This window comes from Bacteroides sp. AM54-2NS (genome assembly GCF_003602935.1).
GTDB classification, from domain to species: domain Bacteria; phylum Bacteroidota; class Bacteroidia; order Bacteroidales; family Bacteroidaceae; genus Bacteroides; species Bacteroides xylanisolvens.
The window spans coordinates 45,787-57,473 of sequence record NZ_QTMZ01000036.1; the positions used below are offsets into that span (position 1 = coordinate 45,787).

Annotated in this window: 9 protein-coding genes and 2 pseudogenes; 5 read left to right on the plus strand and 6 right to left on the minus strand. The window is 41.6% G+C overall.

The genetic code is table 11. From position 1 onward, the window contains the following. Positions 1–136 precede the first annotated feature (136 nt). Together serB and DXA05_RS19095 are read left to right on the plus strand one after the other, a co-directional pair. Positions 137–1,366, plus strand: coding sequence for a phosphoserine phosphatase SerB (gene serB, locus DXA05_RS19090; protein ID WP_008017556.1), 1,230 nt, complete (start codon positions 137–139; stop codon positions 1,364–1,366). 46 nt (positions 1,367–1,412) lie between these two features. Further along, positions 1,413–2,674 (plus strand): annotated as a pseudogene (locus tag DXA05_RS19095) (DEAD/DEAH box helicase). Positions 2,675–2,756: 82 nt separating this feature from the next. Here the strand turns inward: DXA05_RS19095 and DXA05_RS19100 are convergent. Genes DXA05_RS19100 through rfbC form a run of 3 tightly spaced genes read right to left on the minus strand, consistent with a single transcriptional unit; the run spans position 2,757 to position 5,478 of the window. Continuing rightward, positions 2,757–3,554, minus strand: coding sequence for a DUF4738 domain-containing protein (locus DXA05_RS19100; protein ID WP_004315345.1), 798 nt, complete (start codon positions 3,552–3,554; stop codon positions 2,757–2,759). A 35-nt stretch (positions 3,555–3,589) separates the two neighbouring features. Continuing rightward, positions 3,590–4,903, minus strand: a complete 1,314-nt coding sequence (locus tag DXA05_RS19105; protein WP_004315344.1) for a UDP-glucose/GDP-mannose dehydrogenase family protein — start codon at positions 4,901–4,903, stop codon at positions 3,590–3,592. A gap of 26 nt (positions 4,904–4,929) precedes the next feature. Next, positions 4,930–5,478: a dTDP-4-dehydrorhamnose 3,5-epimerase gene (rfbC, locus tag DXA05_RS19110; protein WP_049702749.1), complete on the minus strand. Its 549-nt coding sequence runs from the start codon at positions 5,476–5,478 to the stop codon at positions 4,930–4,932. Positions 5,479–5,568: 90 nt separating this feature from the next. Between rfbC and DXA05_RS19115 the strand changes: the two genes are divergently transcribed. Continuing rightward, entirely contained in the window at positions 5,569–6,657 is a 1,089-nt protein-coding gene (locus DXA05_RS19115) for an SPOR domain-containing protein (RefSeq protein WP_049702748.1), read from the plus strand. An 18-nt stretch (positions 6,658–6,675) separates the two neighbouring features. Then, complete coding sequence (locus DXA05_RS19120) at positions 6,676–7,209, plus strand: FHA domain-containing protein (RefSeq protein ID WP_008640176.1); 534 nt, start codon at positions 6,676–6,678, stop codon at positions 7,207–7,209. 69 nt (positions 7,210–7,278) lie between these two features. Here DXA05_RS19120 and DXA05_RS19125 read toward each other — a convergent pair whose 3' ends face one another. Together DXA05_RS19125 and DXA05_RS19130 are read right to left on the minus strand one after the other, a co-directional pair. Next, positions 7,279–8,718, minus strand: a complete 1,440-nt coding sequence (locus DXA05_RS19125) for a tagaturonate reductase (RefSeq protein ID WP_004316196.1) — start codon at positions 8,716–8,718, stop codon at positions 7,279–7,281. A gap of 26 nt (positions 8,719–8,744) precedes the next feature. Then, positions 8,745–9,812, minus strand: coding sequence for a substrate-binding domain-containing protein (locus DXA05_RS19130; RefSeq protein ID WP_004316195.1), 1,068 nt, complete (start codon positions 9,810–9,812; stop codon positions 8,745–8,747). Between the two features lie 198 nt (positions 9,813–10,010). Here DXA05_RS19130 and uxaC point away from each other — a divergent pair, with 198 nt between their 5' ends. Further along, positions 10,011–11,417, plus strand: a complete 1,407-nt coding sequence (uxaC, locus tag DXA05_RS19135; protein WP_128859503.1) for a glucuronate isomerase — start codon at positions 10,011–10,013, stop codon at positions 11,415–11,417. A gap of 133 nt (positions 11,418–11,550) precedes the next feature. Here the strand turns inward: uxaC and DXA05_RS19140 are convergent. Beyond that, positions 11,551–11,687 (minus strand): annotated as a pseudogene (locus DXA05_RS19140) (transposase); the annotation flags it as partial.

Sequence of the window (11,687 nt, forward strand, 5' to 3'; positions counted from 1 at the left end):
TGCAAAGGTAAGTAAATATTAAATTAACTTCCAAGCAAATAAGCAAAAATCTCACTTTTTGGGTATAACTTTTTATGTTATTTAGCATAAAAACGAACTTTTTTCTCTACTTTTGCAGAGTTAAAGTCTATTTTTTATGCAACCATCAAATACTGAATTGATTCTGATTCGAGTTACCGGCGAAGATCGTCCGGGACTGACTGCTTCTGTGACTGAAATCCTTGCCAAATATGATGCTACGATCCTTGACATCGGCCAGGCAGATATTCATAATACATTATCGTTGGGAATTCTGTTCAAGAGCGAAGAAAGACACTCCGGATTCATTATGAAGGAACTCCTGTTCAAAGCTTCTTCATTGGGAGTGACCATCCGATTTGAACCTATCACCACCGAACAATATGACAACTGGGTAGGCATGCAAGGAAAAAACCGCTATATCCTGACAGTATTGGGACGCAAACTTTCCGCCCGCCAGATTTCTGCCGCTACAAGCATATTAGCCGAACAGGGCATGAATATCGACGCTATCAAGCGTCTAACAGGTCGTATCCCGTTGGATGAATGTCAGACTGATACACGCACCCGGGCTTGCATCGAATTTTCAGTAAGAGGTACTCCGAAAGACCGCATTGCCATGCAGGAGAAGCTGATGAAGCTGGCCAGCGAACTGGAAATGGACTTTTCTTTCCAACAGGATAATATGTACCGCCGTATGCGCCGCCTGATTTGTTTTGATATGGACTCTACCTTAATCGAGACAGAAGTGATTGACGAACTGGCTATCCGTGCCGGTGTAGGCGACGAAGTGAAAGCCATCACGGAAAGCGCCATGCGTGGAGAAATAGACTTTACAGAGAGCTTTACCCGTCGCGTAGCCTTATTAAAGGGGTTGGACGAATCGGTAATGCAGGAAATAGCCGAGAACTTGCCTATCACAGAGGGTGTAGAGCGACTGATGTATGTATTGAAGAAGTACGGTTACAAGATCGCTATCCTTTCGGGAGGATTCACTTATTTCGGCCAGTACCTGCAAAAGAAATACGGTATAGATTATGTCTATGCCAACGAACTGGAAATCATCGACGGCAAACTGACCGGACGTTATCTGGGGGATGTAGTAGACGGAAAACGAAAAGCCGAACTGCTCCGCCTCATTGCACAAGTGGAAAAGGTGGATATTGCACAGACCATCGCCGTAGGAGACGGAGCCAACGATCTTCCTATGCTGGGAGTTGCCGGACTAGGAATCGCCTTCCACGCCAAGCCCAAAGTGGTGGCCAATGCCAAGCAATCAATCAACACTATCGGACTGGATGGAGTGCTCTATTTCCTCGGATTCAAAGATTCTTACTTGAATATGTAATTAGACCAAAAAATAGATTATCTTTGCTGACAAATAAAATAAAAGAATGAAGTTTTCCGAACTACAATTAAATGCAAATGTGCTTGAGGCGCTTGATGCCATGCGATTTGACGAATGTACGCCTATACAAGAACAAGCAATTCCAATCATACTTGAGGGTAAAGATTTGATCGCAGTAGCACAGACAGGGACAGGTAAAACAGCCGCGTTTCTGCTTCCTGTATTGAACAAATTATCTGAAGGTAAACATCCGGAGGATGCGATTAATTGTGTCATCATGTCTCCTACCCGGGAATTGGCCCAACAGATCGACCAGCAAATGGAAGGATTTTCCTATTTCATGCCGGTATCGAGCGTTGCCGTATATGGCGGAAATGACGGAATATTGTTCGAACAACAGAAAAAGGGACTCACATTGGGAGCTGATGTTGTCATTGCTACTCCCGGACGCCTGATCGCCCATTTAAGCCTTGGATATGTAGATCTTTCCAAGGTTTCTTATTTTATTTTGGATGAAGCAGACCGAATGCTCGACATGGGATCTACGAAGATATCATGCAAATAGCCAAATATCTGCCGAAGGAACGACAGACTATCATGTTTTCAGCAACAATGCCGGCAAAGATACAGCAATTGGCAAATACGATCTTAAACGATCCGTCAGAAATAAAGCTCGCTGTTTCCAAACCTGCGGAAAAGATTATTCAGGCGGCATACGTCTGCTATGAAAATCAAAAGTTGGGCATCATACGCAGTCTTTTTATGGATGAGGTTCCGGAACGTGTGATTGTCTTTGCTTCTTCCAAAATTAAGGTTAAAGAAGTTGCCAAGGCGTTGAAATCAATGAAGCTGAACGTAGGTGAAATGCATTCGGACTTGGAACAGGCTCAACGGGAAACGGTTATGCATGAGTTTAAAGCCGGACGAATCAATATATTGGTAGCTACGGACATCGTTGCACGTGGTATCGACATCGATGATATCCGCCTGGTTATCAACTTCGACGTGCCTCACGACAGCGAGGACTACGTGCACCGCATCGGCCGTACAGCACGTGCCAACAATGACGGGGTGGCACTTACGTTTATTAACGAAAAGGAACAGAGTAACTTCAAAAGCATTGAGAATTTTCTGGAGAAAGAGATTTATAAGATTCCTATCCCTGAAGGATTGGGAGAGGCTCCGGAATACAAACCGCGTTCGTTCAACAAAAACAGGAACGGGAATTTCTCTAAAAGAAAAGATTTCCGGGGAAAAAGAAACAACGGAGGGAAGAAAAGCAACTACCCTGCACCCAGGCAAAAATAAAATCTGTAATTCTTTGTTTGGATAGAATCTGTATTTCTTATTTTGAGAAACCTGATTTCTATTTGAATAGAATGTAGAGTCCTTATTTGGATGAAGTAATCTCCAAATCGCCTTTAAAGCTCACTTCCATATTTACAACGCTATATATGGAAGTTTCCGGAATGGCTAAAACAGCTTGATAATGAAAACCATTCCGGTTTACTTTCACAAACTTTGTATCTGACAGGATTGATTGCGCCAGGAAATCCGCAGGAACCACTTTGTCGAACATCTGTTTGGTTATATCGCTGGCAAACAGGCTCTTTTTACCTTCATACACACAGATGTGCATCACATTATCATAGTACACATTATCCATACTAATCCCGTCTTCGGAATAAGTCGTCTTGATGACTCTCATTTTAGATGGATTGATATATACGTATGCACGATAGCGAGTGCCGTTGTAAGTCACTACACTATCGCGTTTGGTTACTTCCGTATAAGTCGGAACCACAAGTTCCTGACGGACAAAATAGATAGAATCATTGAGGTCTTCGGATTTATGCAGTTTTATTACATTATCCGTAATGGAATGAAACCAAAATATATGTTCTCCCTGCTTATCAATCTTGTAATAAGTGGTATCATTTCCATAAGTGTAAAGAATGTCCCGCATTATTTTAAATGCAATGGGAGTACTTTGTGCGTCTGCATAGTAGATGGTATCTCCTTCCACACGCATCAACGGGCTCTCCGTTTCATCGTCCAGCCAAATTCCCTGCAGTAACTCTTTTGCGCTAAGATCCTCTTTCTCCTGTTGAAGAGAATGGGGACTCTTATTGCCGCTACATGCCGCGAAAAGGATTGCCATTAACGATACAGCCACATTTTTCATCATCTATCTTAGTTTTGTATAAAGATACTCCTATTTTTTTATTTACCAATACAATGGTAAACAAATCCGAGCTCTTCCATCTCTTTTTTATCATATATATTACGTCCGTCCAACACAATCTGCTGGGCCATCGTCTTCTTGATAACGGCCCATGAGGGCAGACGGAATTCTTTCCATTCGGTAACCAGCATCAATACATCAGCATCCAGCACTGCATCGTACATATCACAAGCATAATAGATTTTTTCTCCAATTCTACGCTTGCACTCTTGCACAGCAGCCGGATCGTATGCACGCACCCGACAACCAGCTTCCAGCAATTTATCGATCAGGACTAATGCCGGAGCCTCACGCATGTCATCCGTTTCCGGTTTAAATGCCAGCCCCCACAAAGCAACAGTCTTACCTTGCAAATCACCATTAAACTGTTTCTTTAGCTTCTCAAACAGGACGCTTTTCTGTTGTTCGTTCACTTCTTCCACAGCACTAAGCACCCGCATACTATAACCGTTCTGTTCCGCAGTCTTAATCAATGCTTTCACGTCTTTAGGAAAACAGGAACCACCATATCCGATGCCCGGATACAGGAACTTACGTCCAATACGGGTGTCCGAACCTATTCCGCTACGTACCATGTTCACATCCGCGCCAACGATTTCGCATAAGTTTGCGATATCATTCATAAAACTGATACGGGTTGCCAACATCGAGTTTGCCGCATATTTAGTCATTTCTGCAGATGGAATATCCATGAAAATCACACGGAAATTATTCAATAAGAATGGCTTGTATAGTTTGGACATCAATTTTTCCGCACGTGCCGACTCCACTCCCACTACCACACGGTCCGGACTCATAAAGTCACTGATCGCATTTCCTTCTTTCAGGAATTCCGGATTAGAAGCCACGTCAAAATCAACTTTCACGCCTCTCTTATCCAATTCTTCCTGAATAACCGCGCGGACTTTACTGGCAGTACCCACCGGAACGGTACTTTTGGTAACTACCAGTTTATATTGTTTCATATTGCGACCAATGGTACGGGCCACCTCCAACACGTATTTCAAATCAGCGCTTCCGTCTTCATCCGGAGGGGTGCCAACCGCACTGAATATAACTTCCACGTCGTCCAGACAGCTTTCTAATGAGGTTGTAAACTTCAATCGCTTTGCTTTCATATTACGGAGCACCATCTCTTCCAATCCATTCTCATAAATCGGAATATTCCCCTTTTGCAAAGATTCGATTTTCTCTTTATTCGTGTCTACGCACGTTACATTCACGCCAATTTCGGCAAAGCATGTACCTGATACCAGCCCCACATACCCTGTTCCCACGATTGCAATTTTCATACTTAATCTATTGTTTGTTTAGAAATTCATTCAAAATAAGCGGCATCTTTAAAGGCAGTTCCCTCTCTGTCTTTCGCCGATAATACCATTTGCGAATCTGCCAACGGCCAGTCTATCCCCAACGTTTCATCATTATACAAAATAAAAGCTTCCGCCTGCGGAGCATACTTGTTATCTACCTTATACGTAAAAACGGCTTCTTCGCTCAAGACTGCAAAGCCATGAGCAAAACCACGGGGAATGAAAAATTGTCTCTTGTTTTCCTCACTAAGCAACACGCAGACGTGCTTTCCAAACGTAGGCGATGATTTACGCAAATCAACGGCAACGTCCAGCACTTTTCCTTTAAGAACACGAACCAGTTTCGCCTGACTGTATTCTCCTTTCTGATAGTGCAATCCGCGTAACACGCCAAAAGATGATTTCGACTCGTTGTCCTGTATAAAATCTACGGGACCAATATTGGCATCAAACTCTTCTTTCTTATAGGCTTCCATAAAATAGCCCCGTTCATCGGAGAAAACTTTAGGCTCTATCAGCCATACTCCGTCTATTTCCGTCTGTATATAGTTCATTATTGATAGTGATAAATAAAACGATGCAAAAGTAGTGAATTTTTCGAAGTTTTCTGGGATATATTCAATTTATCTCGTAATTTTGCAGACATGATCGAATTGGCACAACATATAGAGACTTTACTACTGGAAAACGATTGCGTCATTGTTCCGGGGTTTGGCGGTTTTGTAGCGCATTACTCGCCTGCAACCCGCGTAAAGGAAGAAAATATATTTTTACCTCCTACCCGCACAATCGGCTTTAATCCTCAATTAAAACTGAATGACGGCGTATTGGTGCAATCTTATATGTCAGCGTATGACACGAGTTTTGCTGACGCTAGCCGCATAGTAGAAAAGGAAGTAAACGAATTCATCGGTCTCCTTCATGAAGAAGGAAAAGCCCATTTGGATAATATAGGCGAGATTCACTATAACATTTATGGTAACTATGAGTTTGTTCCTTATGACTATAAGATAACGACTCCTTCATTATACGGTCTCGACTCCTTCGAAATGCATGAACTTTCCGTTCTGCAACAGAAAGAAAAAGTATGGATACCGGCTCATCCGGAGAAGGAAAAGAAGACTTTTGAAATTAGTATCAATCGTGCGTATCTTCGCAATGCTGCAGCAATGATTGCTGCCATCGTATTGTTCTTTGCCTTTTCAACTCCGGTAGAGAATACAGACGTTCAAAAAAACAATTATGCACAATTATTACCCAGTGAGCTTTTTGAGCAAATAGAAAAGCAATCGGTTGTAGTAACTCCTGTGTATGTTAAGAGTGAGGCAATGCAACAAGCTAAGAAGCTTTCCGCTACTGCTTCAACTTCTTCTTCAACGAAGACTTCATCCACTAAAAAGAATACAGCGGATAAGACTTCCAAGCCAATCGCAGTTAGAGAAGTGAAAGTGGCCAAACAGGAAACGGCAGCTACTGCCCCTGCGGTTAAATCTCCAGAAAGTGCCAATCATCCTTTCCATATCATAGTGGCAGGAGGAATCAGCCTGAAAGATGCAGAAGCCATAGCAACTCAATTAAAATCAAAAGGGTTTGCTAATGCAAAAGCGCTGAACATGGATGGAAAAGTACGTGTCAGCATCAGTTCATTCGACAACCGTAATGAAGCGACCAAGCAATTACTTGAGCTAAGAAAAAACGAAACTTATAAGAATGCCTGGTTACTGGCTAAATAAAAATCCCTTTTTAAAAGCATGAAACGAGTTCTTTGTCCTAAATGTGAGAATTACCTTTTTTTTGATGAAACCAAGTATAGCGAAGGCCAATCACTGGTATTTGAATGTGAGCATTGCGGCAAACAATTCAGCATCCGGCTTGGAAAGAGCAAAGTAAAGGCTCTTAGAAAGGAAGAAAACCTGGAAGAAGAAGCTGAATCCCATAAAGAAGAATTCGGATATATCACTGTTATCGAAAATGTATTCGGTTATAAACAGATATTGCCCTTACAAGAAGGTGACAATGTCATAGGCCGCCGTTGTGTGGGAACTTCTATCAATACGCCCATTGAAAGTGGCGATATGAGCATGGATCGACGCCATTGTATCATCAATATCAAACGCAATAAGCAAGGAAAACTTGTTTATACATTACGGGATGCTCCCAGCCTGACAGGTACTTTCCTCATGAATGAAATCCTAGGGGATAAAGATCGTGTACGCATTGAGGATGGCGCTATTGTGACTATCGGAGCTACTACATTTATCTTGCATGCGGCTGAACAAGAATAATCACCTGACAATATAAAAAATGCCACTGTTCTCTGAACAAGTGGCGTTTTTTTATATCCGGTCTTCTAATTACAGAATACCTTTCACAGTTTCAAGCATTCCCTTTTCCTGGATAGAATCCAAGTTTGCTTTTACAGCTTCTGCCAATCCCGGGATCTTATTCAAATCTTCTCCCCAGATAAAGTCAGCAGCCAGTACACCTTCGGTTACTTTCTTTGTACAACCGGTTGCCCAAAGTTCTTTCAGCAGGTTCATGATTTCAGGAGCATCATTTGGTACAATTTCAGCGCCGTCAGCACGTACACCACCTTTATAATAAGTAATGATAGCGGCCAAACCAAGTACCAGGCCTTTAGGAAGTTCGCCCTTACGTTCGAGATAAGTCTTCAATCCCGGTAAATCACGAGTTTCATATTTTGGGAAAGAATTCAGCATAATGCTTGTCACTGCATGATCTACGAATGGATTGTTGAAACGTTCCAATACATCATTGGCAAATTTCTCCAACTCATCTTTCGGTAAATTCAATGTTTCCATCAATTCATCAAACATTACTTTGTGGATATATTTACCAATAACCTCATGTTCACAAGCTTCACGCACAATATTCACACCAGAAAGATAAGCAACCGGAGAAAGAACTGTGTGCGGACCATTCAACAGAGTTACCTTACGTTCGTGGTAAGGAGCTTCCGAAGGAACAAACAACACATTCAGTCCTGCCTTATCAGCCGGGAACTCTTTGGCAACTTCCTGCGGAGCTTCAATCACCCACAGATGGAAGATTTCAGCCTGAACAACCAAGTTATCATCGTATTGCAGTTTTTCTTTGATAGCAGCAATATCTTTGCGCGGGAATCCCGGAACAATACGGTCTACCAATGTCGCATATACGCCACAAGCTTCTTCAAACCAAGTTTTAAACTCATTACCCAGGTTCCATAATTCAATATATTGATAAATAGTTTCTTTCAACTTATGTCCATTCAGGAAAATAAGTTCGCAAGGGAAAATAATCAAACCTTTTGTCTTATCACCATTGAATGTTTTGAAACGATGATACAGCAATTGAGTCAGTTTACCCGGATAAGATGAAGCAGGAGCATCTTCAAGTTTGCAAGACGGATCAAAAGCGATACCAGCCTCTGTAGTGTTTGAAATAACAAAACGCATTTCAGGTTGCTCTGCCAATTTCATGAACTCGTCATTTTGAGAATATGGATTCAGTGCACGACTGATTACATCGATCATTGTCAAGCTGTTAACAACTTCGCCTTTATCCAATCCTTGAAGATTAACATGATAAAGATCGTCTTGTGCATTCAGCATATCGACCATACCTTTATCAATGGGTTGAACCACTACTACGCTGCTGTTGAAGTCGGTTTTCTGGTTCATGTTGTAAATAATCCAATCAACAAATGCACGCAAGAAGTTACCTTCGCCAAATTGGATAATACGCTCCGGACGTTGTGTTTTAGGAGCAGTTTCTTTGTTTAATGCTTTCATGTTAGTTGTAATTTATAAAGTTGATATTATACAAATTCAAAATAAAAATCAATATTCTCCTTAATCAGGATGTCGATAGGCATATACTTTACAGGTTCAACAGACTTCTTAAACACAACATGGTCGCACAAAGCCTTCACCCCGCAATACCCTTGCAATCCCGGACGTTGCCCGATTAAATAATGCACATCACCTGATTTTAGCAACTCTACATTTGCTTTCAGAAGGTCATATCCTATCAGCCCTTTCATGCTACGTCCCGCATGACGGAGATACTCTCCCAACTGATACACCCTGGAATTAAATACAACTCCCAGCGCAGCCTTCGGATGTGCCCGGAAAAACTCATCTAATGTCTGTTGATTACTTTCCTGATCGGATTTATTGAGTATAACCTCATGGATTACCAGGTTGTTATATTCCTCGGCTATGTAACTCATAAAACCGTCCAAACGACGTTGCATCTGTATTTCAGCCGGATTATCTTTATTATTACTTAAAAACAAGACTAACTCCTGACCTTCTCCCGCCGAATAGTTGCGCATCAATATTTTTGCTGCAATATATCCGCTCTTATAGGAATCCTGCCCAATATACGTCAAGGCTCTCGCTTCTTCCATATTGAAATCAACAAAAGCATAAGCTATCTTATTTTCCTGCAGATAAGCTGTCAGCGCCAGCGTCTCTTCCCGGAAATTCGGAGAAATCAACACTGCGTCTACATTCTTTTCTTTTATAGCAAGGCAGGCTTCCTGATAACTTTTCTCATCTCCATGATGGTAACACAGATAATCTATACCCACATTAAAAGGACGCAACTCTTGCCGGGCACGCTCAATCCCCCCGACTACCGAATGCCAATAGTCATGTTCTATATAATAAGGTATCAGGCAGAGGAAAGAATATTTCTTTTTAGCAGCCAAACCGATAGCAAACACATTGGGTTGATAATGAATCTCATCCAGTACCTTTTGTACTTTAGCTTTGCTTTTGGGAGACACGTCGCCACGATTGTGCAACACCCTATCCACCGTTCCGGCGGAAACACCGGCCATACGGGCTATGTCTTTAATGGTATAGTTCTGGTCCTCCATAGTGCTAAAACTTAAATATTATAAATAATCGCTGCAAATATACGAATTATTTTGTTACTCCAAGTAAATTTTCTATTTTTGTGTTCGATAACGGTTAATAAAACTAAAACGAGATTTACGCCTATTAGCTTTAAAATCAATACGATATAGGTATAAATACAGAAAGTAATAATTTTATATACTTAAAACACAGTAATAATGAAGAACTTCATGGACGAAAACTTCTTGCTGCAAACAGAAACCGCGCAAAAGTTGTATCACGAGCATGCGGCTAAAATGCCGATCATCGACTATCACTGTCATCTCATTCCTCAAATGGTAGCTGACGACTACAAGTTTAAATCACTGACTGAAATCTGGTTGGGCGGTGACCACTACAAATGGCGTGCAATGCGTACAAACGGCGTAGATGAACGTTTCTGCACAGGAAAAGATACCACAGACTGGGAAAAATTCGAAAAATGGGCGGAAACAGTTCCTTATACTTTCCGTAATCCACTGTACCACTGGACTCACCTCGAATTGAAAACTGCATTTGGTATCAATAAAATATTGAATCCGCAAACAGCACGCGAAATTTACGATGAATGTAACGAAAAGCTGTCTCAACCTGAATATTCAGCTCGTGGAATGATGCGTCGCTATCACGTAGAGGTAGTTTGTACTACGGATGATCCTATCGATTCACTGGAATATCACATCAAAACACGTGAAAGCGGATTTGAAATCAAGATGTTGCCAACTTGGCGTCCTGATAAGGCTATGGCTGTAGAAGTCCCTGCTGATTTCCGTAGTTATGTAGAAAAGCTGGCAGAAGTTAGCGGTGTTACTATCTCCAATTTTGATGATATGATCGCTGCTTTACGCAAACGTCACAACTTCTTCGCAGAACAAGGTTGCCGTTTGTCTGACCACGGTATTGAAGAATTCTACGCAGAAGATTATACCGATGCTGAAATCAAGGCTATATTTAATAAGGTATATGGCGGTACAGAATTGACCAAAGAAGAAATTCTGAAATTCAAATCAGCCATGCTTGTTATCTTCGGTGAAATGGACTGGGAAAAAGGATGGACTCAACAGTTCCACTACGGCGCTATCCGCAATAACAACACCAAGATGTTCAAATTACTGGGCGCTGACACCGGTTTCGACTCTATCGGTGAATTCACCACAGCCAAAGCAATGGCTAAATTCCTTGACCGTCTGAATACCAATGGCAAATTGACTAAAACAATCCTTTATAACCTGAACCCATGCGCAAATGAAGTGATTGCAACTATGTTGGGCAACTTCCAAGATGGTTCTATCCCGGGAAAAATTCAGTTTGGTTCGGGATGGTGGTTCCTCGATCAAAAGGATGGTATGGAAAAACAAATGAACGCCTTGTCTGTGCTTGGTCTCCTAAGCCGCTTTGTAGGTATGTTGACAGACTCTCGTTCTTTCCTATCCTACCCGCGTCATGAATATTTCCGCCGTACATTATGTAACTTGGTAGGACGCGATGTAGAGAACGGAGAAATCCCTACATCTGAAATGGAACGCGTAAACCAAATGATTGAAGATATCAGCTACAACAATGCTAAGAACTTCTTCAAGTTCTAACGGATTAGCAGTTACACTATAAAAAAAATACCGCTACCAAAGTCGAATATGCTTTGAGTAGCGGTATTTTTATGTTCTGTTCATATTATGGCTCAGTTGTAATTCTTGGGGGATTAAGTTTAGTCAATTCCCTTCATGCATATACCTTTGCTAGCCTAAAAAGGAAGAAGCTCATATCCACTACTCCTCTAAATGATGCCCTAAATGCTTTGATTTTAGCATTAAATGCTTCCGCTGCTGCATTTGTACTCCTGTTCACAAAGAAGTTCA

What these genes read in the sequence shown, in the direction of transcription:
- serB (WP_008017556.1), top strand. Translation starts at nt 137, where the DNA reads ATGCAACCATCAAATACTGAATTGATTCTGATTCGAGTTACCGGCGAA.
- DXA05_RS19100 (WP_004315345.1), bottom strand. Translation starts at nt 3,554, where the DNA reads ATGATGAAAAATGTGGCTGTATCGTTAATGGCAATCCTTTTCGCGGCA.
- DXA05_RS19105 (WP_004315344.1), bottom strand. Translation starts at nt 4,903, where the DNA reads ATGAAAATTGCAATCGTGGGAACAGGGTATGTGGGGCTGGTATCAGGT.
- rfbC (WP_049702749.1), bottom strand. Translation starts at nt 5,478, where the DNA reads ATGAACTATATACAGACGGAAATAGACGGAGTATGGCTGATAGAGCCT.
- DXA05_RS19115 (WP_049702748.1), top strand. Translation starts at nt 5,569, where the DNA reads ATGATCGAATTGGCACAACATATAGAGACTTTACTACTGGAAAACGAT.
- DXA05_RS19120 (WP_008640176.1), top strand. Translation starts at nt 6,676, where the DNA reads ATGAAACGAGTTCTTTGTCCTAAATGTGAGAATTACCTTTTTTTTGAT.
- DXA05_RS19125 (WP_004316196.1), bottom strand. Translation starts at nt 8,718, where the DNA reads ATGAAAGCATTAAACAAAGAAACTGCTCCTAAAACACAACGTCCGGAG.
- DXA05_RS19130 (WP_004316195.1), bottom strand. Translation starts at nt 9,812, where the DNA reads ATGGAGGACCAGAACTATACCATTAAAGACATAGCCCGTATGGCCGGT.
- uxaC (WP_128859503.1), top strand. Translation starts at nt 10,011, where the DNA reads ATGAAGAACTTCATGGACGAAAACTTCTTGCTGCAAACAGAAACCGCG.